Origin of the sequence: Arthrobacter sp. NtRootA1 (assembly GCF_019976975.1) — a bacterium.
GTDB lineage: Bacteria > Actinomycetota > Actinomycetes > Actinomycetales > Micrococcaceae > Arthrobacter > Arthrobacter aromaticivorans.
Genome location: NZ_AP024630.1, coordinates 2,441,835 through 2,466,298, shown reverse-complemented (window position 1 = coordinate 2,466,298; position 24,464 = coordinate 2,441,835). Strand labels below are relative to the sequence as shown.

Below are 24,464 nucleotides of genomic sequence, written 5' to 3'. Positions count from 1 at the left end.
ATGTCAGCAGAACAATTGACGGTCGCCGTTGTCGGAGCCGGTGGCAAGATGGGGATGCGCGTTTCCGCAAACCTCCAGAAGTCCAGCCACAAGGTTTTCTACAGCGAGAACTCCCCCGCAGGCCAGGAACGTGTCCGCGCCGAAGGCCGCGAAATCACCGGCACTGACGACGCCGTCAAGACCGCCGACGTGGTCATCCTCGCCGTCCCGGACACCGTCCTGGGCATCGTCTCCGAAGGCGTAGTCCCGCAGATGAAGTCCGGCGCGATCCTCCTCACCCTTGACCCGGCCGCTGCCTACGCCGGCCTGCTGGCAAAGCGCGACGACGTGGTCCAGGCCGTTGCCCACCCGTGCCATCCGTCGGTGTTCCTGGAGCGCACCACCAAGGAAGAATGGGCCGATACCTTCGGCGGCCAGGGCGCCCCGCAGAACGTCGTCTCCGCCATCGATGAGGACGCCCCCGGAGCCACCCGCGACACAGCCGAAGCCGTGATCCGCACCATCTACGCCCCGGTGATCGACGTCCACTGGGTCACCGTCAAGCAGCTCGCCATCCTGGAACCCACCCTGGTGGAGACCGTGGCCTGCATGATCGGCACGCTGCTCAACGAAGCACTCCACGAAACCGTGCACACAGCAGGCGTCCCCGAGGAAGCCGCCAAGGCCATGCTGTTCGGCCACGTACAAATCGCGCTGACCAACGCCCTGCGCGGATCCAACCCGTTCTCCGAGGCCTGCGAAATCGCCATCCAGTACGGCAAGGACACCATCATCAAGGACGACTGGAAGAAGATCTTCGACGACTCCGAACTGGACGGCGTCATCGCCAAAATGCTCAAGCTGGACACCGTCAAGCACTAAGTTCTTGTAGGAGGTGCGGTGGCTTCTACACCACCGCACCTCCTTGGTTTAAAGTCCTTACAGCTCGCGCTGATTCTTCCGGGATCCAGTCTTGCTTTCGTGCAACGCCGTCGCTTCGATGTACGCAGGAGCTATGCCCGTCCCCGTCGCTTCACCCATCCCCATACGCCTGTGGCAACAAACAAGATAAGCCCGATGATGGCTAGCCATACCAGCCCTTTGACGACAAATCCGATGATGGACAGAATGAGCCAAATGACCAAGAGCGCAATGATGAGTCCCATATGGGCATCCTACGCCGGCATCCTCGTTCTAAAACTGGATGAGTGAGAGCATGTTGCCCCCGCCATTGAGAGCCAGACTCCGATCACGCGTTCTTGCTCACGGCTCAGCGACGAAACGGACGGCTATGTAGGGTTTACCGGGCAAAGGCACGTCAATGCGGCCCCTTGCCCCTTGGGCCACGGTCGTCGATGTCATGCCCCACGTGTCGATGACGTCCACAGTGTATGAGCGTGTCGGATCGAGCAGAAAAAGGTGATGTCTGGCTTGGGTGAGGCCGAGGTACGAAATGAACACGGTGTTATTTACGCCCGCGGTTGGGTAGTCCCAGGCTCCAGCAGCCGGTTCCCAACCAGCGTCAGGCCCAGCATCCATAATGTCTTTTAGGAAGAAAATTCGGGCAGGACTTTTGCCGCGGAGGTCGCCTCCGGCGGACCACCACAATTCATTCTCAGGATGGGCGTATGTTTCGCCATGCCCGGCGTAGCCTCCTCTGATGGCAGCGGCCCAGTGACGGCGGGTGAGCTCCTCGGCCGTAATGTCGCCCCAGGCGTATTGCAGGTCGCCTTCATACCCGCACTCATCAATGACCACCGGTTTCCCCCACCGCTCGTGCCATTCAGCCGTGCGTTCAACCTCGGCACTCTGAATGCTTGCGTGGGTGATCCATTCCCGGCTGTGATCGTAGAATTCCAAGCAGTGGTGGATCGACCGCAGGTGCTGGGCTGGATCATGTGTCTGAACCAATTGGCCCAAGCGCTCCCAGTCCGAGGCGGTTTTGAACACCATCACATCGTGTTCGTTCGCGAGGGACCACCAGATGTTGGCGTATGAGGCCAAGCGGGCAACTGCGTAACGCACGTAACGGTCGTCGTTGGCCGATCCCATGTTTTCAAAACCCCACCGGTCATAGGGGTGGAATAGCACCAGGTCGGCCTCAATACCGAGGGAGGCAAGTTCTTCTACACGGCGCTCAACTTCTCTCCAAAATGTGATGTCTGGTCGGGCGAAATCGAAGGTACCGTCGCTTCTTCTTTCGAACGGGGAACGTTCTGGTTCAGCTTCGTTGTATGCGAACCACTTGGGGAAGAGGCACATACGCAACTTGTTGAAGCCAGAGTTGCGGATGGTTGCCATGGTGCGGTCGCGCCGCTCCCGGCTTTGATGGAGCCAAGCATAGGCAGTCGTCCCCACCGGGCGGTATACCGTTCCATCCTCGTAGCGGAAGTGGCGGCCCTCCGCTCTAACTGGGCCGCGGCTGCCCGCGGCTGGGGCGGTCACGGAGAAATCCCCTTCGTGGCCGCGGAGACTCTCTGCATTGCTCAAGGTAACAAAGCTGTATGTTCCCGGCTCGAGGGGCATGTAACGGAGCCGGTAGATGCCATTGCCGTCATGGAAGCCTTCGACGCTTGTCTGGCCGGAGGGGCCTATAATCACAGCCGAGAAGACAACTTCCAAATATGGTTGAACGTCGTCGCGGGGCCCCTCTACTTCCAGTTCGAATCGACCGAATGTTTCAACCCGAGTCGGGAACGTGCCAGCGGTACGGACCCCGGGGATGTGCACGGGAACTGCTAAGGGATGCTCGTCAGGCCGCCGGTATATTGAGGGGTCTGTCGGTGTTGCTTGCGCCAGTTCAGAGAGGGCAGCGACTTGCCTGTCCGGATCGTTAATCAGCGCGGGCGCAGTCCTTAGTGCCAACTCCACAGGAACTGATGCGAGTTCATATCGCTCGGCCTCGTCACGAGGAAGTGCATTCCAGCGCTCCAGAATCGTGCGACCGACGGGGTGCATGAGGACCTGATTGTAGGAAACGTCAGGGCCGAAGCCTTGGGAGTAATCAAGAGCGCTAATTTGTGTCTCCTAGGTATGTGACGACGTTCAAGCCGTGCAACGTTGCACTAAAGCGTAGCTTCTCAGCCTGAAGGAAGCAACGACGGCGGTCACACTACAGCCATCACGGTCGCAGGAATCCCCAAGCCCCCGTTCTCCCATAGCGTCAGTGCCCGCAGCCCACATTTCCATTGCGTTCTGATGAATGAATCTATATCCTTGCGTATAACGTTGCACGCAAGCGCAGCGTTTCACGTAGAAGTCCGGCGCTCTGTCGTCCGGCGCGGCGGGGAAACCCCACCGTCCGGTTGGGCTCCCGAGTTTCCCTCAACCGGTTGAACGACTGTGGATTGAGGACTTCCATGAGTGCACATATCGCGAAACCCTGGCTGGAGAGCGCGCTTTCTCCCGCGCAGCGTGCTGACCTTCTACTTCAGCAATTAAGCCTCGACGAGAAGCTGGCTCAAGTTTCCTGCTACTTCCCGACTGACATCACCAACACCGACGACTTTGCCGGGCGATTTCCCTTTGGTATTGGTGAAGTGTCGTGCCTTGAGGCCCGTTCAGCACTTTCACTGAACGACGTGACCGCGTTCCAGCGGCAGATACAGTCCGAGGCGATGAAGCATTCGCGGCACGGTATCCCTGCGATTTTCCATATGGAGGGCCTGTGCGGTGCCTACCTGCCCGGCGCAACGAGCTTTCCCTCCGGTCTGGCACGGGCGGCGGGCTGGAACGTTGATGTGGAACGCAGGATCGGAGAGATCGTAGGCAAACAGGAACGTGCGGTGGGCATCACCCACACTCTGGCGCCCGTTCTGGACATTTCCCGCGACCCGCGAATGGGACGGCAGGGCGAAACCTACGGTGAAGATCCCGCCCTTGCCTCCGCACTTGGCGTCGCTTACACGCAAGGGATACAGAGCCAAGACCATGCAGGCCGGCGTACTGAGGCGGTAGCAAAGCACTTTGTTGGTTCGCATCACACCGAGGGCGGGATCCACGGCGCGCACTGCAATATACCGGACCGCACACTCATGGAGATCTACGCCAAGCCTTTCCAGGCCGCTATTTCAGAAGCGGGATTGCGGGGCGTGATGCCGTCGTACAACTCGGTGGGCGGGGAACCAGTCACAGCGTCCGTCCGGCTCCTTAAGACGGTGTTGAGGGAGCAAATGGGTTTCGACGGACTGGTCGTGTCCGACTACGGCGCCGTTGGGAACCTTCTCTCCGTACAGCGTGTCGCAAAGTCCCCGGCGGAGGCAGGGCTGGCCGCCCTGCGCGCTGGCCTGGACGTTGAGCTCCACGTACCCCAAGGCTTCGGGCCGGAACTTAGAGCGTGGTTTGCCGAGGGACGCGCTGACATTGCGCTGCTGGACCGGGCCGTCCATCAGGTACTCCAAGCCAAATTCCGCATGGGACTCTTCGAGCATCCGTTTGCCCCCGATCCCGCCGAACGGGACACCGCATTCAGCGTGTCCTCCGATACAGCCGTCTCCCTCCAGTCAGCACGTGAGTCACTGGTGTTGCTCACGAATGACGGCGCCCTTCCCCTGCGGCGGGACGTTAGACGGCTGGCTGTTATAGGTTGCCATGCCACCACGGCAAGGTTCTTCTTCGGCGGTTACACCCACTATTCGATGGCGGAAGGAAAGCTGGCCGTCAACGCTTCTATGGCAGGACTGACCACCAGCGGCGACGCCCTGAGGACTATTACCGATACTGTTCCGGGTACAACGATCGAAGCTTCTGACGGCCCAGCATTCGAGGAACTGCTGCAGCAGCAAAAGCCGGGAATCCGCAGCGTCCTCGACGAGCTCGTTGAGCGAATGCCCGAAACAGATGTGATGTGGGCTTACGGGTATCCCATTGCCGGGGCTGATGAATCCGGGCATGAGGAAGCCCTTGCCCTGGCTTCAGAAGCCGACGTCATACTCTTAACGCTCGGAGGCAAGCACGGAACGGCATCCATCGCTTCGATGGGCGAAGGAATCGACGCTACGAATATCAACCTTCCGCCTTGCCAGGAACAGCTCATTGTAAAGCTGTCGCAGCTGGGCAAGCCGATGGTCGGGATTCACTTGGACGGCCGCCCGGTGTCGAGCGACGCAGCGGACAAATACCTGGCTGCGCTTTTGGAAGCATGGAGCCCCGCAGAAGGCGGTGCGGAGGCCATCGTTGATGTCTTGCTTGGCGAACAATCTCCCAGTGGCCGACTTCCAGTCAGCATTGCGCGGAACGCCGGCCAGGTCCCGGTTTACTACAACCATCCCCATGGCTCCTCCTGGCACCAAGGCGAAAGCATAGGATTTCCCGACTACGTCGACTCGCCGCACACGCCCCGGTACGCCTTTGGACACGGATTGTCCTACACGACCTTCGACTACACGGAACTCTCGGTGCCGAAGGAGCGGGTCATGGCCGATGACGGGTTCGATGTTTCCTTTGCCATCACCAACACGGGTGAGCGAGCCGGGACCGAAGTCGTTCAGCTGTACTCGAGTGACAGATTCGCTTCCGTCTCCCGCCCTGTGGTGGAACTCATCGGCTTCCGCCGGGTGACGCTGGAACCGGGGCAGCAAACTCGCGTGGTTTTTCACGTTGAGACGTCTCAGCTGGCCTTCCTCGACACTGACATGCGCTGGAGGGTCGAAGCGGGTGAGCTGGATATCCTCGTAGGCGCTTCTTCTGCCGACATCCGATTAAAGGGCTCGATATGCATAGATTCGGATGCACTAATCGACGGCAGGAACCGTTCCTTCTACGCCAGCTAGCGCAAGCATGCAAACACCGTTAACTACCCCTCACAGACAAGGTGTGACTCCCATGACCGCGACCATCCGACCCGGCGACATCATGCTCGACGCCGAAGGCAACCGAATACATATCCACGGAGGCTCCATCATCGCCGTGGATGGACAGTACTACTGGTACGGCGAAGATAAATCCAAGTCCACGCCAGCGACCGGCCGATGGCACAGCGGAGTTCGGGCGTACCGCTCCTCCGACCTAACAACCTGGCACGACGTTGGGACCATCATTCCGGCAGAGCCGGACGTACCTGACTCTCCACTGCATCCGGAAGCCATGATGGACCGGCCGCACATCGTGCGGCACCCCAGGACTGGAAACTTCGTCTGCTGGATGAAAGTGATGCACACTGACGGCAAGCAACGCTCCTGGGTGTACCAGGCTGAGCACTTCCAGGGACCCTACAACCTTGTGCGACCAGGGTTCGAACCGTTAGGAATGAGTGCCGGCGACTTCGACCTGGTGGTGGATCCTGAAACCGGGCGCGGCTATTACTTCTTTGAACGGGTCCACTCCGAACTCATCTGCGCGGACCTGACCGACGACCTCACCGACGTTACGGGGACCTTCAGCTCCCATTTCCCGCACCCCCACCCTCCCTTCGTCCGTGAAGCGCCGGCCTACTTTCGCCATGACGGCCGCCATTACCTCATCACCTCAGGAACCAGCTGGTATTTCCCCAATCGTTCCGAAATCGCAGTCGCCGACGACTACCACGGACCCTGGACCGTTCTGGGGGATCCTCACCGAAACGACGCAACCGGCACCTCCTTCCATTCCCAAATATCTTCGGTCTTCACGCTCGAAAATGGACGTCACATCGCACTTGCCGACAGATGGCTTCCCGATATGCCTGACGAAATGATCCGGCGGGCATGGGATGCCACCGAAGCCCAGTTCACGGGAGGAACACCCGACGCGGAGATTAACGAGATCGTCCAGGCGGGGGCTCCTGACACATCGTCCGCCCGTCATGTATGGCTCGAAATCCAGTTCCAAGACCACCGGCCGGTCATCGAGTGGCAGGACGCCTGGAGTCCCGAAATCAACAAATAACAGGGGCACCTGAGATAGCCGAGGTACCCGGCAACCGCAAGATGGTTGCCGGTACTTTCGCTTGCCCCTTGGTGAACGGGCGGGGCTGCCAGCCTCTGCTTAAGAAGCAAAACTTTCGTGGTTGTCAACCGGTTGACCGCCTTAGGATGTCAGGGTAATCTCCTCTGAAACGTTCCATCGCGTGCGTTTCCCCCACTATCCGCTGCAGACAATGACAGTCCGCGTGCACCCTGGGGACCCCCAATGAAGGAGGACCATGATTATCAATCCCGCTCTTGCTCGTCACGGAAGGATCGGCCTCTTGGCAGCAACGCTGCTGCTCGGAACCGGCCTTGGAAGCGCAGTCCCGGCAAAGGCAGCCGCACCCGACTGCGCCACCGTTGCCGGCGCCATGCAGATCACCGCAGACTGCATCGACCCTCTCTACACCAAACCCGTCATCGACAGCGAAACAGATGAAACAGCTCCTGTCGCCCACCACAGGATTCGCGCGCATTTCGAGGGCACCAACATCCAATTCAACGTCTACCTCCACGCCAAACAGGATCTTGGCAAATGGGAGGGGCGCTTCTTCCAGTACACGTACCCAACGGCATTCACCCCCGAGGAGGACACCTCCCAAGCCGATGACCGTGCCGTAGGCTTCGCACTTTCCAGCGGAGGTTACGCAGTTCAGGCGGGCAACAAGTCTCTGGCTCTGGGCTACCGGCACACAGCCGCGGCCGCGAAGTTCGCCGAAACACTGGCTGCGAAATACTACGGAAGCGACCGGAAGATTTCGGGATATCTTTACGGCCCCAGTGGCGGCTCCTACCAGACCATCGGAGCGACGGAGAACAGCACCGGTGTGTGGCAGGGATTTGTACCGATGGTCCAGGGTGTCCCCCAACCCACCAGCTACAACTTCCTGGGCCGGTCAGCCGCTGAACTGATTCTTGGCGACAAGTCCGAGCAGATCCGCAACGCACTTCTCCCAGGTGGCAGCGGAAACCCCTATGCCAGCCTTGATGCCGCCGAGCAGGCCATGCTGAAAGAAGTCCACGCACTCGGGATCCCATGGAAGGGCTGGGAGTTCCCCGACTACCTCCTCGGACGCTCCGATCAGTATCCCAATGGCCTGGACTCCAGCGCTCCTTTGTCATTCGACCCGAGCTACGCCAACGACTTCTGGAACGCCCCGGGGTACCTGGGCACTGAGACCTCCCCGTTGGGAGTCCGGGTCCGGGCTGAACTGGCGAAGATGGGCGACACAGTCGACAACCGCTGGAACATCGCAAACCGCTTCTATTACCGCTACCAAACACCTCCCGCTAGCGAAGGCTGGGTCGGACTGCAGCAATTCCTCAAAGCTGACGGCACCCCTCTGTATCCGCAGAGGCCCGTGAAGGATCCAGGCTTCTACGGCTTTGTCTCGGGCAACACAGCCTTCGACGGCTCCATCAATGGAAAAGTCATCGTGGTGGACAATCTCTACGACACCGACGCCCTGCCTCTGCACGCAGACTGGTACAGGAAGCGCGTTGAGGCCAGCCTGGGCAACGCCGCGTCTGATAGCTATCGGATCTACTACAACGATCACGCTGACCACCAGAACGCGCCTGTCTCCGGGGAACGGGCCAAGCATTTGGTCAATTGGTACGGCATGGCAGAACAAGCCCTCCGCGATCTAGCGGCTTGGTCCGAAAACGGGGTGCAGCCACCAGCATCCACGGACTACAAGATCAACGATGCCCAGGTTTCTGTGCCTGATAATGCAGCTGCCCGGCGTGGAATTCAGCCCACTGTAGACCTGACGGTCCAAGGAAGTGAGTCCACCACGATCAAGGCCGGCCAGTCGATCAAACTCAACGCGAAGGCGCAGGTTCCGCCAGGGGCCGGCGCGGTTGTGAAGGCCGAATGGGATCTGGACGGCGACGGCGTTTACACCAATGCACCACTCACCCAGATCGGGAACGTCGTCACGCTGCAGACTGACGCGACATTCGCAAAGCCAGGCACTTACCTGGTGGCGCTACGTGTCTCTTCTGAGCGCACCGGAGACCCGTCAGCCACGTTCGCCTTGGCCCAAAACCTCGACCGCGTCCAGGTCGTCGTAACGCCGGGCGGTTAAGAGACCCAGGTCCTGACCCGAAGGAGACGCCCGACTATGACCGGGGTACAGCTGCTGGCTGGACCCCGGTCATCGTCGTGCACGGTCAGCACCGCTTTCCTCCGGACTGTCGGCTTTTAGTGCCTCGACAAAACTGAAGGTCCCCGCCAAAGGATTGGCGAGGACCGTCTCAGAAATCTGCAGGGACCGATCAGAGGGCTGTCAAGCCTCCATCGACAGTGAAGATGCCCCCGGTTGCGTATGCTGAATCGTCGCTGGCCAGGTAAACCATAATGCCTTCGACGTCGGCCGCCGTGCCGGCCCGGCCAAGCATGGTGGCGTTCACCAATCCGGCCCTACTCTCTGGGTCGTCAGCGATCGTCTGGACGAGCGGAGTTTCTGTGTACCCCGGGACCACAATGTTGACCCGGATTCCCTCGGCCGCGTAATCCGCTGCGACCACACGCGCCAGCCCGTGAACTCCGGCTTTGGAGCTGGTGTATGCCGTGAATGTCTGACCGCAAGCTACGACCGCCGTCGGGCTTCCGGTGACGATGATCGATCCTCCCCGATTCTCCATGGCGCGGACAGCGTGCTTAAGTGTCAGAAAGGCGCCGCGCAGGTTGATGGCCATGGTGCGTTCCCAGACTTCAAGGTCCAGATCGCCGACCTTTGCGTCTTGCCCAAACAGTTGAACCCCGGCGTTGGCTACGACGATGTCCAGGGGCTCGTCCCTACTTGCAAGGCTGAACGCCTCAGTGACGCTGGTTTCGTCCGAGACGTCCACCCGTACCGGGACTGCACGATCGGTCCCCGCTTCTGCCGCCGCCTTCGCTGCCGCGTCAACGTTTATGTCGGCGAAGTACACCTTGGCCCCTTCTGCTGCGAATCGTTGGGCGACCGCCAGTCCAATTCCGGAACCCGCCCCGGTGACAAGAGCTTTTTTCCCGAAGAGTCGGTTGCTGGTCATGTGGTTCTTCCTTCTGTCTTGATGTCTTGGATGATGGCTGACCATGGTTCGAGGGCAATCTCGGCGGTGCTGCCGCCGGGCAGCCGCACCTTCCCGGTCATGAGTTTCTGTGTCAGGTTTGCGGCGAAGAGTACGATTTCGTCGTCCGCCTGGACCGGGTACAGGACAAGCCCCGAACGGACTCCCAGGACCTTGAGGACGTTGTGGCCACGAAGTGCCGCGATGGCGGCGAGGACCTTCCCTGCATCCGTCAATCCGGTTGGTGTACTGATGCCCCGAGGTCCTTCCGATTCAAAGTAACTGATGCTTTGGACGCCGGGAATGCTAAGAGCTGCGATGCTGCCCAGAACCCAGGCCGCCGCAAATGGGTCCAATTGAAGCGGATCTATCGGCGCTTCTGTGGAGCCTCTTTCCGCGCCTGTGGAAGTGGCCACCGCGTTGAACCGGGGTTTGAGCGTGACCGGGCCCACGTGAAGCGGACGGCCTCCTGAGATTCGCAGGGCATTTTGCGCCGTCAGCCGCTGCATCGGAAGACTTTCCACCAGATGGTGAACCTCTGTCGCGTGCATCTGCGGGGTGATGCTGTAAGCCAGCGCCTCGGCATCAGCCGGCACGATATGGGCATTGCGATTGAGCTCGGTGAAATGAGACCGGGCACCTGCGATGAGCGAAGCGGTCAAACCTGCATCGTCCGCAGCGGATTTCAGAGCTTTCCAAAGGTCCGGTTCCGTAATGTGGCGGGTTGAATGGAAAACACCGAGTCTTGCAATGTTCCGGGTGGGAACAAGTTGCAGCAAATCCGGTACTTCATTGGGTGTTTCGGCGCTGAGCCGGACATCCAAAGGCACTTGAAGGGCCTCGGCTATCTCTGTGGCATACTTGGCCAACTGCGCCACTCTTGGCGCTCCAGCAACAAGTTCAACCAGCAAGGACTCGACACCTTCAAGGAACCCGGTTTCTGCATGCGGTTCAGATATGGAGGCGACAGGCAAGGACAACGCCGGCACAACGGACTCGATGTCTGCGGTGATGACCAGGTCCTCAGCCACGCTGCTTTCCGGCGCGGGAGACTGACCACTCAATGCCGTCAGCCTCACGCTTTGGTGCAGCCGGCTTCCCGCGGGGACGTCCATCGGGAATGGCAGAGCCAGTGGCCGGCTGTACGTTTTGAAGGAGGCGTCGGTCCAGTTGCGTTGGTCTTCCGTCTCGAAAATATCGCCGGTAAATGCCAGCTTGAAGTCAGTTCCGTCACGCTGCCACCGCATGGTGGCAATGTTCTGGAACGGCTGGTGCGGACTGATATCCACCGGGAACATCGACGGCGTGTGGTCACCGGAGCTCCCCCCGATGAGAACTTCCCTTCCTGCGTCATCGGGCCTGTGAAGCACAACCAACCCTATGCGGTTGCTCTGGAAATCGGCGGGCGATACCCCGTCGAAGACCACCTCGAGGGAATCGGCCGAAAAGGCGATTCCCAACGTCCCGGAATAACGGTAGCCGTACCCGTCGAATTCAAGATCCAGGAGCAAAGAAGTGCCCTCCTTGGCCGGAATCCGTTCAATGCCACGGAGGACCGGGACCAGCGTTTGCCAGTCCCGGTCCCGGACTACTGCACGAATTCCCCGCAGCACTGGAACGCCGGCGTAGCTGATGTCGGCGATTTCATCGTGGCGTAATTCCGCCCGCCAGGCACCTGCTTCAAGGACTTCGGAGGCTGCAAAGAGCCGTTCACGATTGTTTGTCACAGCGATTCCTGCTGTACGCGAACGCGCACAGCCATATACGGACGAACCGGCAGCTCAACCCGCGCCCGGCCTGAGTAGTTTCCTGGCAGCGTCTCGATGGTCATTGCCCACGTGTCGATCACGTCAATGACTGCCTTGCGGCCTTCAGGGATTCCCAAGGTGATGTACCGGTACTGGCTAAAACCGTTGTAGTGAATTTCGTATTCGCCTGCCACGCCACCGGAAGGCGTGGGGTTTGTCAGCGGCAATGGTTCCAAGCGTCCGGTCGGCGATTCAGCCACCAACTTGTCGAGGAAGGCGATCCTGTCTGCGCTCTTGCCTACCAGTTCGCCGCCCTTGGCCCACCAGAGTTGATCTTCGGGATGGTAGTAGGTCTCCCCGTGCGTGTGATAACCGCCGCGCAGAGTGGTCTCCCACACCCGGCGAACGACTTCTTCAGCGGAAATGCTTCCCCATTCGTATTCGAGGTCGCCTTCATAGCCGATTTCGTCCAGGATGACCGGCTTGCCCCACTTTTCCCGTAGGTCTTCCACCAATTCTGCCGTCTTGTAGTAGTCCACCTTCTGCAGACTGCAGTGGGTAGCCCACGAAGCCGAATAGTCGTAGATCCGGGTGCCGTTGTGGATGGATATCAGGTGCCTTGCGTGGTCCTCTTCGGTGACGATCTTCGCGTAGCGTTCCCAGTCCTCCGGCATCTTTGTGGTCATGAAGTCGTACTCGTTAGCCAGGGACCACCACACATTCGGAAGTGCTGCCAGCCGTCGGACTACATAGCGAAGATACCGGTCGTCCGCTGCGGCTCCCAGATCCTGGAAACCCCACCGATCGTAGGGGTGGAAAAGGATAACGTCTGCTTCGATGCCCAGCTTTCCAAGGTCGCGGATGCGGTTTTCGAAGTGCTGAAAGAACGCGGGGTCAAAGCGGGTGGTGTCCCAGTTCCCGCTTTCACCCTCAAAGGGGTAAAGATCGGGCTCGTTGTCGTTGAAGATAAACGCCTTCGGGAAGACGCACATGCGGACTTTGGTGAAGGGACTAGTGGACAGCGTCGCCAGGGTTTTCTTTTGCAGCTCAGGGCCTTGGTGGGTCCATGCATACAGAGTGGTCCCCACCGGCCGGAAAACCTCGCCGTTGGCGTATGAGAAGTGGTACGTGTCTGCCACCCGCACGGCTCCGCGTGCGTGGCTTGGTTCGACGCTGAAAGTACCTGTGTGCCCGTCCAAAGAACGTGCCGTGGATTCCGTCCGGAACTGCCACGCCCCCGCTGTATCCGGGAGGAAGCGGACAACGTACCGACCGTTGCCGTCGTAGAAGCCTCCTACACGGATTTCTTCGCCGTTCAAGGAGAAGTACGCATGGAGTTCAACGTCGGTAAACGGGTTACCATGCGAGGGTCCCTCCAGGACCATTTCGACGGTCTCGTTAACTCGCCCACTCGCGGGAAGAATGATCCGCGCCGATGCAATGGCAACGTCCGGCCCTTCATATCCGGGGTTGGGCTCGATCGGCGGCAGTTCGACGCGGTCGGGTACCTCGATGGTGGAGAGCTTTAGCCACAACTTCTCTTGGGCCGCTTCCTTTACTCGGAAGACCGTGGCCAAAGCCCCAATGGGCAGATCAATAGCCCCACCGTAGTTTTCGGGGTGGCTCGCGAAATCCGGCAAGGCTTCAGACAACGCTGCCCTCCCCGCTTCGTAGTCAAAGATCAGTCGGGCTTGCGTGAATTCACTCATGTACGCCATCGATGGCTTCCTTCTCTTTCTTACCCGGTTTTTTCGGGCGTCGTTTGATGTAAATTTCCCAGATGACTGCGGCGATCAGAGCCACACACATGCAGATGGCCGCCCAAAAAGGCAAAACTGTCAGCGAGAGGTGGTCGATCACGGCTCCACCCATGAAAGCCCCGCCGCCGATACCCACGTTGAAGGCTGTGGTCTGCAGAGCTGCCGCCACATTGCGAGCGCCGACGGATGCTGACTGCATCATGCGGGTTTGGAGCATGACCGGGATGCCCCCAAAGACGGCTCCCATGACGGTGATCAGGATCCAGACGGGAATTTGGGAGTTCATGGTTGCGGCCACGGGGATGGCGCACAGAATGCCGACTTGGGTGGCCAACGATGCCAGGAACATCCCGGTGGGGAACTTCCTGTAGAAGGCACCAGTCACGGCCACACCCACCGCGCTGGCAATCCCTGAGACGAAGAGAATCACGGGTACGCCCGCGGGTGCGAGATTCACAACGTCCAGCAGCCAAACGACGGTGTACGTTCCAAAGCTGATCTGTGCGGACACCACCATGAGGATCAGCACGGAAATGATCAAAATAGCGAGAATGCCCTTGTCACGCCCCACCGGGCCGGTCTTTGGTGGCTTCGTGTCAGCGCCGTGAGGGTGGACGGCAGGAAGCATCCACACCATCAGCAGCATGAAAACGATGACCAGCCCGGCAAGGACTGCGAAGGCTGACCGCCATCCGAAGATCTGACCCAAGGCATTGCCCATTGGGGTGCCGATGACGCCGGCAACTGACCCGCCTGCCGCTGTGATGGCCATGGCCTTGGCAAGCTGGGTTGGCCGGACCAGGTAGGCCGGGTAAGCGGCGACGACGGTCCAGAACGCTCCATGTCCAACCGCTCCCAGAATTCGTGCGCCCAGCAGGAACTCGAAACTGGGCGCAAGCACCAAGACGACGTTTCCCGCGCCGATGAGGGCGAAGGAGATCAGCACCATGGTCTTGCGTGGGATCCGGCGGGTCAGGATCGCCAGCGGCGCCGCGGTGAGGATGACAGTCAGGGCGAAGACGGTCACCATATTTCCAACGTCGGATGCCGACCGGCCGAAGTCTGCCGAGATCTGCGGGATGAGTCCGCTGGGCAGGAACTCCGTGGCCATCGAAATGAACATTGCCCCGGAAAGCGTCAGCAGACCAACAACTGGTAGTCGTTCGCCGGAATTGGCTGGTAAGTGTCGGCCCGTAACGCCCGGTTTCACGGAAGAAGTCATCCTGTTTCCTCACAAGATTGATGTTTCCTGCCGCGAAGAATGCGGATCAGTGGCCGATTAGGCCCGTACTTTAGGTGGTTGTGGTTAGCGCACGACGAACCCGAATCGCCATGTATTCGCGGCCGGGCAACTCGACCACCACCCGCCCTTCACACGGCTCGGGCAGAGTCGTTATGGTCATGTTCCATGTGTCGATGACATCGACATGCCAGCTCGATCCTGGTGGCACCAACACCGATCGGAACCGGGGTCGACCCAGGCCGAGATAGATGATGCGGTGGTCGTTGTCGCCTCCTGTACGGGAATCCCAGTCTCCCGGCAGCGGATCCCAACTCGCACTTGGTGCTTCCTCGATGAGCGCGCCAAGGAAACCTATCCGCTGAGGTGACTGCCCCTTGAGGACGCCGCCCTTTGACCACCAGACGATGTCATCGTCGTCGAGGTAAGTTTCCCCGTGGTTGACGTAGCCGCCACGGACTGCGCCCTCCCAGCACCGACGCACCAGCTCTTGCGGGCTGAGGTTTCCCCACCCTTCGGCGGCGTCCCCTTCATATCCGACCTCATCGATGACTGCTGGCTTTTCCCATGTTTGGCGCCAGGTGTCAGTGTTTTCAGCGGACAGGTAGTTGTCCGTTCGCTGAATGCTGCAGTGGGTAATCCAAGGCCTTGAATAGTCGTAGAACCTGGTCCCGTTGTGAATGGACAGAAGATGTCCGGTGTGGTCCTCTTCCCCGACTATTGCGGCGAACCGTTCCCAATCCTGCTCAGTCTTGGTTTGCATGAAGTCGTACTCGTTTGCCAGTGACCACCAGACGTTGCGGGTTGCGCCCAGGCGCAGAACGACATATCGCAGGTATTGGTCATCCGCCCATGACGGCATGGCTGAGAACCCCCACCTGTCATAAGGGTGGAAGAGGATCAGGTCTGCTTCTATCCCCAGCGCTTGGAGATCGTTAATTCGATGTTCGAGGTTGTGGAAGAAGGCGAGGTTGAACCGGCTGAAATCCCAGCTGCCATCAGGGTTCTTCTCGAAGGCGTAGTTCTCGGGCTCATTCGCGTTGTACGAGTATGACTTCGGGAACACGCACATGCGGATTTTTGTAAAAGGGCTTTCCGCAAGCGTATGCAGTGTTTGATCCTGTAATTCCGCGCTTTGGTTGGTCCAGGCGTAGGCGGTGGTTCCCAAAGGTAGATATGGTGTGCCGTCTGCGTACGCAAAGTGGAAGATGTCGCGAACCCGTACAGGGCCCCGGTTGCCTTCCTCCGGCTCCGCGGCTTCGACGGTGCCCGTGGCTCCGTCGAGCTCATCGGCGTTGGACCGTACAGTGAATTCCCAGAGACCAGGCGTTGGAGGCATGAACCGTATGCGGTACACACCGCCGCCGTCGTAGAAACCCCCGACGCGCACGGCATCACTGCCGGAGCGGAAGATAGCCTCCACGTCAACGTCCGTGAACGGATTTCCGGTTGAGGGCCCGTCCAGGGCAATCTCGGCGACCCCCCATTGCCGGGATCGAACGGCAAGGCTCGCGACGGGATGCTGCGCATGGCGGCTTGATTGCACCCCGGTTGAGGTCCGAGGCGCGGGGCGCTGAAGAGCGGCGCTCGTTCGGGGAGACGATTCGACGGCGGCCATATCCGCCCATAGCTCGGTGAGGTCAGGCGTCTGCTCGCCCACTCCACGGGCCCAATGGGCCACTTCGTCCAGTGTTGCCAAGGGACTGAGGGACCAGTCGTTCCACGTAGCGAAACCCGGCAGGTGGTTGTCCAACACGCGGGCGGCGTTGGGATCGGCCAGGATGTCTACGAGCGGTGCTTCTTTCGTGAAAGGCATGGAAAAGTTTCCTACGTTTGTGGAGTGTATGGGGTGTAACGCATCGACAGGAAGGTCCCCTGGCCCTGAGAGCCTTGAATGGCCAGCATGCGTCCGGTGAAACCGGACGCAACCTCCGTGGACAAATAGCGGCCGTCGAACCGGCCCAGCAGGTGCTCACGACCCTCTTGAACAACAGACAGCACGATCTCGTCGGGACCTCCATGCCCCAAAGGGACTGGCGGTGATAAAGGCGGCGCACTCTCAATACGCAGGGCGGCTACGCCTACAGCTTCAGTTGAGCCCAGTTCGTGGCGCATCCCACCAAGGCAAACCCAGGCGCTGACGCGTCCGGCTTCGACCGTCAGTCCATAACAATTGCGGTCGTCGATGCGTAGGAGAAAGCTTCCTGACCCGGCAATCAAAGTCTCGGCTCTCCATATGAGGTCGCGCACCCTGGCGCAAAGAAGCCCCATTGATCCGTCAGCCAACCTCGAGAGCCCAATACCGCCGTCGGGCGCTCTGGACAGAATGCTTTCCGGCTCGCCCGAAGGAACCACCCAACGCTCATGGAGTCGCGCATCAGAGAAGTCATCCGAGAAGGCCGTGTCTACGGCGCGGATGTGGAAATGATTCTCCTCGAATACAGGCCAGCCGTCCGTCCAGTCGATACCCGCAATGAAGGTTTCGCGGCCCAGGACATGAAATCCAGGCGTGGATCCGCGTGGCCGGACGCCAAGGTACACGGCAGCCCAATCGCCTTCGGGCGTCTGGACTAGATCAGCGTGACCGACGTTCTGGACGGGGTGGATCGAGCTGCGGTGCGTGAAGACCGGGTTATTCGGACAAGCTTCAAAAGGCCCCGAAGGATGCAGGCTGCGTGCAGCCGTTACGCAGTGACCCCGCTCGGTGCCTCCCTCCGCCAGAAGGAGGTACCAGTACCCGCCGTTTCGGTAGAGGTGGGGTGCCTCGACGGCACCCATTCCGCTACCTTGCCAGATCGGATACGGCGCATCACGGAGCATTCCGGTGCTGGTATCAAGACGTGCTTGCAGGATACCGATTTCGCCTTCGGTGAAGCTCATGGCCTTCCAGCTCAGGTAACAGTCGCCGTCGTCATCCCAGCACAGGTCCGGGTCGATGCCGATCGCTTCGCCGATGAACACCGGGTCGCTCCATGGCCCTGCCGGGTTTGTTGCCTGGACCAACACCTGCCCGGCACCGTAGTCACTGACATTGGTGGTGATGAACCAAAAAATCCCGTCGTGCTCCCGAAGGGTGGAACCATAGATGCCGGTCGAAGGACGCGGGTCCCCCAGACGGAACTGGCTACGGCGGTCAAGGATGTGGCCTTGCTGGGACCAGTTCACCAAGTCGGTGCTGTGGAAGATGGGCGCACCTGGAAAGTACTCGAAGCTGGACGTCGACAGGTAGTAGTCATCCCCCACCCTGCAGATGGTCGGGTCCGGGTAGAACCCGCTCAGAATCGGCTGAGTGGCAGAATTCGTCATCTGCTTGCCGTCCGCACCCGTCAGCGTAGACGTAGCTGTCATGACGTAGAGCCTTTCAGGATTTGCTCTACTTTTTCGCGCAGGGGAACGCTACGGCTGATCCACGGTTCGGGAGCCAAAGCATATCCCAGGTTGCCGACGGGTTCGTCCAGATACCTGGCGAGTTTGTCAGCGGTCTGGGCCTCACCCTCGGGGGCAATACCTGTTTCGACGGCGGCGTCAACCACCGCTGACCAGGTGAGAGGTTGACGATCCAAGAGTTCGCGGATGGTGAGGGCGTTGCCCTCATCGATGTTCGGACTGGGATCGGCAGCGGTCCACGTGTGGGTTCCATGCGGAACCACCTCGGGTACCGTGGTGCCGGGGACATGAACGACGGCGGTGGTACCGACCGGCACAGCAACGTCGAGGATCAGCTTTCCCCCTACCCGCCGCCACTGAACCGAGGCTTCACCATAAGGGGTGAGGTGCCTTGCAGCTGCCGAGGTGAGGGCCGCCGTCGGACGTGGTTGGACAATGATCTTTCGGTACCCCGGCGCGGCAGGTGCCAGTCCGGCCACGGTCCGGTGAAGCCAGTCCGCCACCGCCCCCAGTGCGTAATGGTTGAACGAGGTCATACCGCCAGGATTGACGCTGCCATCCGGTCGCAGGCTGTCCCACCGTTCCCAGACGGTGGTGGCACCCATCGTGACAGGGTAAAGCCAGGACGGGCACCCGGTTTGGAGGAGCAAACGGTAGGCAACGTCCACTTCACCGGCGTCGGTCAGGGCATCACAAACGAGCGGTGTGCCAACAAAACCGGTACTGATCCGGAAACCACTGACACGAACCAGATCCGCGAGCCGACGCCCCGCTTCATGACGCTGGTCTTCACTGGGCAGCAGGGCCCACTCAAGAGCCATGGCGTAAGCCGTTTGGGTGTCGGAGAGGATCCGGCCTGAGGGGGTCACGTAGGAACGGGCGAATGCGGCGCGCACCTCTTCGGCGAGCTTGTAATAGGCAGCGGCGTCCTCATCGCGGCCGAGCACAGCGGCCGTGTGCGCAAGCACCTCCGCAGAACGCGCCAAGTGCGCCGTAGCAACGACATCCGGATCCGTTTTGGCCCGGGCCGAGTCTTCCGGCGGAGCGCTGGGGTCGAGCCAGTCTCCGTATTGAAAACCACCTGTCCACAACATGTCATCACCGGCCAGTGAGGCAACCTTATCGACATATTTACATGCACTCGAATACTGCTGTTCCAGGATCAGGCGGTTGCCTGTCCTTTGGTACAACGTCCACGGAATGAGTACAGCCGCATCTCCCCAGGCAGCGGTTGGGGTGTTAGTGAAATCCGAGTGGATGACGTCCGGGACAACGTGGGGTACCGACCCGTCCGGGAGCTGCTCCGCGGCAAGGTCGCGGAGCCAGGACCCAAGGAACCCGCCAACGTCGTAAAGGAACGACGCTGTGGGAGCGAAGATTTGGATGTCGCCAGTCCATCCAAGCCTTTCGTCACGTTGGGGACAGTCAGTTGGCACATCGACAAAGTTTCCGCGGATGCTCCAGTTGACGTTCTCGTGGAACCTATTAAGCAACTCGTTCGAGGACGAGAACCAGCCGATGCGTCTCAGGTCCGAACCAATGACGACGGCCTCAATATCATCGACTTTCAGGTCCGGGACGCCGCTGACTTGGGCGTAGCGGAAGCCGTGCAGGGTCAAAGAGGGCTCCAGCGTTTCTTCCGCAGCCCCTGCCACTACGAAGGTGTCGGTGGCTTTCGCCGTACGCAACGGCTCGGTGCAGAGCTCGTCGTTTTCAAGAACTTCGGCGTGCTGGATGACCACTTCGCTGCCCTCCGGCAGGCCGTGGGTCCGAAGCCGGACCCATCCAACGAGGTTCTGCCCGAAGTCGACCAGCGTCTTTCCGGAACGCGAAGTGAAGACCGACACTGCCGGGAGCACCTCGGTTGGACGGATCGCCGGGCCTTCGGGGGCAACGAGCAGAGAATGATCTGCTGGAATGACTTCTACAGCGCTGCGGGGAACGACGGTGATTGCTTGGTCGCGCAGGTCGGTGCTCTGGCCGTCGTAAAGATCGTCGGCGAGGATATTGCTGTTGCGGGCAGTCCAGGAACTGTCGGACAGCAGGACGTGGACGCCCCCGTCCGCTGTGGAGACTTCCAGTTGTGCCAGGACGGCGAGGCGCTCGCCATAGATGGCGCTCTTGTTTTCGAAGCCCAGCCGTCCCCGGTACCAGCCGTTGCCCAGCAGCATGTCCAGGTTGTTCGTACCTTTGCGCAGCAGCGACGTGACGTCATAGGTCTGGTAGCGAAGACGGTTCTCGTACGAGGTCCAGCCGGGCGCCAGCACGGTGTCGTCGATTCGCTGACCGTTCAGCGTGGGGACGTAGATACCGTGGGCCGTGGCGTACAGACGGGCCTTGATGATGTCTGCAGGCAGGTTCAGGACGCCCGAGAGGATGGGTGCGGGCATCCCGTTCGCGCCTATTTCGACGGGGCTGACGAATTCAGCCCGCCAGTCCGATGGGTTGAGAAGACCGGTTTCGGCCGTTGAGGCTTCGCTCCAGCCGCTCCAGTCCTCGCCATCGCTGACGCGTATCCGGACGACGGCGGACTCCCTGGACTGCAGCTCCGGCGCGGGCCATGGGACAAGCACCTGGTCATTGCTTTGGACACGGTAGACCTCAGCTGCTTCACCGCGGGTGACCTCGACTTCGTAGGCGGACTGGGCGTATCCGGCATCGGCGACAGGCACAAACCAAGACAGTCGCGGGGTTCCTGTACCCAGGCCAATAACGGGTGAGGTTTCAGTTCGTTGTTCAAAGCGAAGGCCTTGGGGAGCGGCAGCGTATGCCATGAGTGTCTCCAGACGGTGTTGTATCGGGCGCCGTTCCCTGTCAGGAAGGGTCAGCTGATTAAGCGGGAGGGTCAGAGCTGTGCGGACGCGCCTCTGGGAGATTCCGCGGCGTTTTCAGCTGCCAGGAACTGGAGGCGGGCGGCTCGGCGTTCGCGTTGCTTTTTCGGGTCTGCCACTGGCGCTGCCATTTGCAGGCTGCGTGTGTAGTCGTGGCGTGGTGCACGGGCAACCTGGTTGGCTTCGCCGATTTCAACCACCGAGCCCTGATACAGCACGGCGATGCGGTTGCTGATGGAGTTCACAACACCCAGGTCGTGGCTGATGAACAAGTACGCAACCCCGGTCTTTTCCTGCAATTCCTTGAACAGGGTAAGAACACGGGCCTGAGTGGTAACGTCCAGCGCGCTGGTGGGTTCGTCGCAGATGATGACTGAAGGATCCAGAGCCAGTGCCCGTGCAATGGCAATACGCTGGCGCTGTCCACCGGAGAACTCTTTCGGGTAGCGGCTGCCCGAGTCGCCAGGTAGGCCGACAGAGTCGAGCAGCTCCCTCACCCGTTGGCGGCCACCGGTTGCACCGGCGGCTGCCATGGGCTCCACGAGGATGTCCTCGACCGTCATGGAAGGGTTCAACGACGAGTAAGGGTCTTGGAAGACCACTTGAATACCCCGGGCCACTTTCCGCCGCTGGGAGCGGGAGATGTTACTGATGGTGTCGCCACGGAATTTGATGGAACCTTCAGTGACGGGTGCGAGCCCGAGAATGGCGCGGCCGATGGTTGTCTTGCCCGATCCGGATTCACCTACCAGGCTCAAAGTTTCGCCGGCGTTCAGTTCCAGGCTGACATTATCGATGACCTTCTTGGAAAGCCCGCCGCGCCCGGTATAGGTCACCACGAGATTTTCGACCTGAAGTATGGGAATAGTCATGCTTTACGCCTCCATCAGTTCTACGCTGCGCGACGATTCCAAAAGCACTTTTGTGTAATCCTGCTTGGGGTCGCTGAACAAGGATTCGACGTCGTTTCGTTCCACAATCCGCCCGTTCTTCATGACGCTCACGGTGTCGCAAAGATCTGCCACAACGCCTAGGTTGTGGGTGACAAGGATCATGGCCAGGCCACGCTCAGTGCTGAGCTCCCGTAGGAGTTCAAGGACCTCAGCCTGCACCGTGACATCGAGGGCAGTGGTTGGTTCATCGGCGACGATCAGGTCGGGGTCTCCGGCGACAGCACCGCAGATCAGGACTCGCTGCGCCATGCCTCCGGATATTTCGTGCGGGTAGAGGCGCATGACGTTTTCGGGGTTGCGGATGCCAACGCGTGTCAAAAGTGCGATCAGCTGTGCTTTGGCTTGCTTGTCGCTGATCTTTTTGACGGCCCGGAGACCGTAGACGAGCTGGGCGCCGATAGTGAATGAGGGGTCCAGGTTGGACATGGGCTCCTGCGGGATGTAACCGATGCGCCGGCCGCGCGCGTTCTTGAGCGCTTTGTCATCCGCCAGTAGGTCTTCGCCCTCCAGATAGATGCTGCCGCCGAGTATGAGGGCTTCCTTGGGGAGGATGCCGAGCGTTGAGAAGGCCATCTGGGATTTCCCGGATCCTGACTCGCCAACGAGTCCGTGGATTTCACCGCGGCGAACGTCCAGGTCGACGCCGTGTACGACTGTGCGGACGTGGTCCGGGCCGTCCGGGTAGCCCACCTTCAACCCACGGATGGATAGGAATGCTTCTTCGGACCTGGCCGGGGAGGACGTTGTGCGCGCCGACTGGGCTTCATTTAGCAGTGCACGGCGGCGGGACCTCTTCAAGGTCTTATTGTGGGCCGAGGACTGTAGGACATCGCGCAGCACATTCCCCAAAAGAACCAGGGCAAGAATCGTGAGGCTGATCAGGAGCGCCGGCCATAGCACTCCGAACCGGTTGTTATATATGTTGCTGTTCGCGTTCTGCAGGATGCCACCCCACGACGGCTGTTCCGGATCGCCGAGTCCGAGGAACTCTACACCGGCCTGTATGGCGATGCCTGCCGCTGCGACGAAGGAGCTTTGGATAACGACGGGGGCCCTTACGGCCCACAGCACGTGCCGGCCAATGATGCGTTGGTCGGAGAGACCGACGACTTTTGCTGCATCGATGTATAGCTCAGTCCGGACGGACAAAACGACCGAGCGAACCAGACGGTAATACGTCGGGGCAACGAGGACACCGAAAACTGCCATCGCTACCATGACGTTTGGCCCGGTCAAGGCGAAGAGTGCAATCAGCAGGACGATGCTGGGCAGGGACATGATGAGGTCCGTGATGAATCCCGCGACGGCCTCGAATTTGCCCCTGTAGAAGCCGGACAGGAGGCCTGTGGTGACGCCCAGCAGGACTGCGATCGCGAGCACCAATAACGATCCTTGGAGGGTGCCGTTGGTACCCCACATGAGCTGTGAAAGGATGTCGCGGCCGGCGCGGTCGGCACCGAACAGGTGCCCTTCCGAGAATGGTTGGGCGTTCACTGCGTTGAGGTCCGCCTGGTTGGGCTGGTAAGGGGCCAGCAGGGGGCTAAGGACCCCGAACAGGATGACCAGCAGGAGGAACGCGATGCAGGTTATGCCTTGTGGGTTTGTCAGCAGGCGCCGCAGGACGGAACGGCCCGCCGCGGGGACCTCGGCTTCAGTCTCAATCATGCTTGCTTCGGCGCTCATCGGGTCCTCGCTTTCGGATTCAAGACGGAGTTGGCGAGATCGCCAAGGAAGTTGACCACCAGCACGATGATGATTGTCACCACGACGGTTCCCATGACCATGGGTACGTCACCCTGCTGAGCGGATTGATTGGCCATCTGCCCCATACCGGGAAGTGCCATGACTTGTTCGACGAAGATTGCTCCGCCGAGCAGGCCCAAGGTTTGAAGGCTCAGGACAGTTAGGCCTGGGCCCCCGGCATTCCGGAGAACATGTCTGAAAATCACGTGGGACTCTTTGAGGCCACGCGCCCTCAACGTGCGGACAAAGTCCTTGGAGAGCGCGTCCAGGACAGCTCCACGGAATTGGCTGGCCGCGCTGGCAACCGAGCCGATGAGAAGCGCCACCACTGGCAACGTGACCGATAGAATCCAACCGCTGAAGCTGCGGTCGGGGGAAACGTACCCTGTGGCGGGGAAGGCACGGATGGATATGGCGAACATGAAAACCAGGGCGATAGCGATAATGAACGGCGGAACGGCTGCACCCAGAACGGAGACGAACTGGAGGACTTTATCCAGCCAGCCGCCGTACACGGCTGCTGCGACACCCAGGAGGACACTAAGGATCAAAGTAAAAATCAGGGTAAGGATGACCAGTGTCAGGGTCACCGGCACCCTCGTCGAAAGAGCGGACGTCACGGTCTGCCCCGTGAAGAACGATTCGCCAAGGTTGCCGGTGACCGCATTGACCAGCCAGTCGCCGAACTGCACAAGCAAAGGGCGATCGAGGCCCAGGTCGACCACTTTGCGTTGGACATCAGTCTCTGTGGCCTGGTAGCCCAGGATGGCCCTGGCAATTCCTGTTCCGTTGCCAAACATGAGACAGAAGGTTGCAAAGCTGACAAGGAGGAGTATGGCCGCGGAGCGGAGAAGGCTTTTGAGTAGAGATAACATCATTGTG

Annotated in this window: 16 protein-coding genes; 4 read left to right on the top strand and 12 right to left on the bottom strand. The window is 60.2% G+C overall.

Annotated elements, in window-relative coordinates; genetic code table 11:
• Positions 1–861, top strand: a complete 861-nt coding sequence (locus tag LDN90_RS10995) for a phosphogluconate dehydrogenase C-terminal domain-containing protein (protein WP_216923502.1) — start codon at positions 1–3, stop codon at positions 859–861.
• A gap of 131 nt (positions 862–992) precedes the next feature.
• On the opposite strand, the gene LDN90_RS10990 is transcribed toward LDN90_RS10995, so the two are convergent.
• Entirely contained in the window at positions 993–1,145 is a 153-nt protein-coding gene (locus LDN90_RS10990) for a hypothetical protein (RefSeq protein ID WP_216923499.1), read from the bottom strand.
• 97 nt (positions 1,146–1,242) lie between these two features.
• A complete protein-coding gene (locus LDN90_RS10985) occupies positions 1,243–2,937 on the bottom strand; it encodes a DUF4038 domain-containing protein (RefSeq protein WP_223949086.1) in 1,695 nt (564 codons plus the stop codon).
• Between the two features lie 401 nt (positions 2,938–3,338).
• Here LDN90_RS10985 and LDN90_RS10980 point away from each other — a divergent pair, with 401 nt between their 5' ends.
• The 3 genes from LDN90_RS10980 to LDN90_RS10970 all read left to right on the top strand — a co-directional run bounded on the left by LDN90_RS10980 (position 3,339) and on the right by LDN90_RS10970 (position 8,953).
• Positions 3,339–5,750, top strand: coding sequence for a glycoside hydrolase family 3 N-terminal domain-containing protein (locus tag LDN90_RS10980; protein ID WP_223949085.1), 2,412 nt, complete (start codon positions 3,339–3,341; stop codon positions 5,748–5,750).
• Positions 5,751–5,802: 52 nt separating this feature from the next.
• Positions 5,803–6,843, top strand: coding sequence for a family 43 glycosylhydrolase (locus LDN90_RS10975; RefSeq protein ID WP_223949084.1), 1,041 nt, complete (start codon positions 5,803–5,805; stop codon positions 6,841–6,843).
• A gap of 256 nt (positions 6,844–7,099) precedes the next feature.
• Complete coding sequence (locus tag LDN90_RS10970) at positions 7,100–8,953, top strand: PKD domain-containing protein (RefSeq protein ID WP_223949083.1); 1,854 nt, start codon at positions 7,100–7,102, stop codon at positions 8,951–8,953.
• A 190-nt stretch (positions 8,954–9,143) separates the two neighbouring features.
• On the opposite strand, the gene LDN90_RS10965 is transcribed toward LDN90_RS10970, so the two are convergent.
• The 10 genes from LDN90_RS10965 to LDN90_RS10920 form a co-directional block, all read right to left on the bottom strand.
• A complete protein-coding gene (locus LDN90_RS10965; RefSeq protein WP_223949082.1) occupies positions 9,144–9,902 on the bottom strand; it encodes an SDR family oxidoreductase in 759 nt (252 codons plus the stop codon).
• The gene (locus LDN90_RS10960; RefSeq protein ID WP_223949081.1) at positions 9,899–11,647 is read right to left on the bottom strand and encodes a hypothetical protein; all 1,749 of its coding nucleotides are present in this window, start codon (positions 11,645–11,647) and stop codon (positions 9,899–9,901) included. The genes LDN90_RS10965 and LDN90_RS10960 overlap by 4 nt, the downstream gene beginning before the upstream one ends.
• The gene (locus tag LDN90_RS10955) at positions 11,644–13,386 is read right to left on the bottom strand and encodes a DUF5605 domain-containing protein (RefSeq protein WP_223949080.1); all 1,743 of its coding nucleotides are present in this window, start codon (positions 13,384–13,386) and stop codon (positions 11,644–11,646) included. The genes LDN90_RS10960 and LDN90_RS10955 overlap by 4 nt, the downstream gene beginning before the upstream one ends.
• The gene (locus LDN90_RS10950) at positions 13,370–14,650 is read right to left on the bottom strand and encodes an MFS transporter (RefSeq protein WP_223949079.1); all 1,281 of its coding nucleotides are present in this window, start codon (positions 14,648–14,650) and stop codon (positions 13,370–13,372) included. Before LDN90_RS10950 ends, LDN90_RS10955 begins: the two co-directional genes overlap by 17 nt.
• Positions 14,651–14,720: 70 nt before the next feature.
• A complete protein-coding gene (locus tag LDN90_RS10945; protein WP_223949078.1) occupies positions 14,721–16,484 on the bottom strand; it encodes a DUF5605 domain-containing protein in 1,764 nt (587 codons plus the stop codon).
• Between the two features lie 11 nt (positions 16,485–16,495).
• Positions 16,496–18,016, bottom strand: a complete 1,521-nt coding sequence (locus LDN90_RS10940) for a glycoside hydrolase family 43 protein (protein ID WP_223949077.1) — start codon at positions 18,014–18,016, stop codon at positions 16,496–16,498.
• Positions 18,013–20,829 carry a family 78 glycoside hydrolase catalytic domain gene (locus tag LDN90_RS10935; protein ID WP_223949076.1) on the bottom strand — a complete coding sequence of 939 codons (2,817 nt, stop codon included), beginning with the start codon at positions 20,827–20,829 and terminating at the stop codon, positions 18,013–18,015. The genes LDN90_RS10940 and LDN90_RS10935 overlap by 4 nt, the downstream gene beginning before the upstream one ends.
• Before the next feature lie 71 nt (positions 20,830–20,900).
• Positions 20,901–21,758 (bottom strand): ATP-binding cassette domain-containing protein, encoded by an 858-nt coding sequence (locus LDN90_RS10930; RefSeq protein WP_223949075.1) that lies wholly within the window; start codon positions 21,756–21,758, stop codon positions 20,901–20,903.
• Between the two features lie 3 nt (positions 21,759–21,761).
• Positions 21,762–23,522, bottom strand: a complete 1,761-nt coding sequence (locus tag LDN90_RS10925; protein ID WP_223949074.1) for a dipeptide/oligopeptide/nickel ABC transporter permease/ATP-binding protein — start codon at positions 23,520–23,522, stop codon at positions 21,762–21,764.
• Positions 23,519–24,457 (bottom strand): ABC transporter permease, encoded by a 939-nt coding sequence (locus tag LDN90_RS10920; protein ID WP_223949280.1) that lies wholly within the window; start codon positions 24,455–24,457, stop codon positions 23,519–23,521. The genes LDN90_RS10925 and LDN90_RS10920 overlap by 4 nt, the downstream gene beginning before the upstream one ends.
• Positions 24,458–24,464 lie beyond the last annotated feature (7 nt).

Excerpts from the sequence above, each read along its gene's own strand:
- LDN90_RS10995 (WP_216923502.1), top strand. The coding sequence starts at position 1 with ATGTCAGCAGAACAATTGACGGTCGCCGTTGTCGGAGCCGGTGGCAAG.
- LDN90_RS10990 (WP_216923499.1), bottom strand. The coding sequence starts at position 1,145 with ATGGGACTCATCATTGCGCTCTTGGTCATTTGGCTCATTCTGTCCATC.
- LDN90_RS10985 (WP_223949086.1), bottom strand. The coding sequence starts at position 2,937 with ATGCACCCCGTCGGTCGCACGATTCTGGAGCGCTGGAATGCACTTCCT.
- LDN90_RS10980 (WP_223949085.1), top strand. The coding sequence starts at position 3,339 with ATGAGTGCACATATCGCGAAACCCTGGCTGGAGAGCGCGCTTTCTCCC.
- LDN90_RS10975 (WP_223949084.1), top strand. The coding sequence starts at position 5,803 with ATGACCGCGACCATCCGACCCGGCGACATCATGCTCGACGCCGAAGGC.
- LDN90_RS10970 (WP_223949083.1), top strand. The coding sequence starts at position 7,100 with ATGATTATCAATCCCGCTCTTGCTCGTCACGGAAGGATCGGCCTCTTG.
- LDN90_RS10965 (WP_223949082.1), bottom strand. The coding sequence starts at position 9,902 with ATGACCAGCAACCGACTCTTCGGGAAAAAAGCTCTTGTCACCGGGGCG.
- LDN90_RS10955 (WP_223949080.1), bottom strand. The coding sequence starts at position 13,386 with ATGGCGTACATGAGTGAATTCACGCAAGCCCGACTGATCTTTGACTAC.
- LDN90_RS10950 (WP_223949079.1), bottom strand. The coding sequence starts at position 14,650 with ATGACTTCTTCCGTGAAACCGGGCGTTACGGGCCGACACTTACCAGCC.
- LDN90_RS10945 (WP_223949078.1), bottom strand. The coding sequence starts at position 16,484 with ATGCCTTTCACGAAAGAAGCACCGCTCGTAGACATCCTGGCCGATCCC.
- LDN90_RS10940 (WP_223949077.1), bottom strand. The coding sequence starts at position 18,016 with ATGACAGCTACGTCTACGCTGACGGGTGCGGACGGCAAGCAGATGACG.
- LDN90_RS10935 (WP_223949076.1), bottom strand. The coding sequence starts at position 20,829 with ATGGCATACGCTGCCGCTCCCCAAGGCCTTCGCTTTGAACAACGAACT.
- LDN90_RS10930 (WP_223949075.1), bottom strand. The coding sequence starts at position 21,758 with ATGACTATTCCCATACTTCAGGTCGAAAATCTCGTGGTGACCTATACC.
- LDN90_RS10925 (WP_223949074.1), bottom strand. The coding sequence starts at position 23,522 with ATGAGCGCCGAAGCAAGCATGATTGAGACTGAAGCCGAGGTCCCCGCG.
- LDN90_RS10920 (WP_223949280.1), bottom strand. The coding sequence starts at position 24,457 with ATGTTATCTCTACTCAAAAGCCTTCTCCGCTCCGCGGCCATACTCCTC.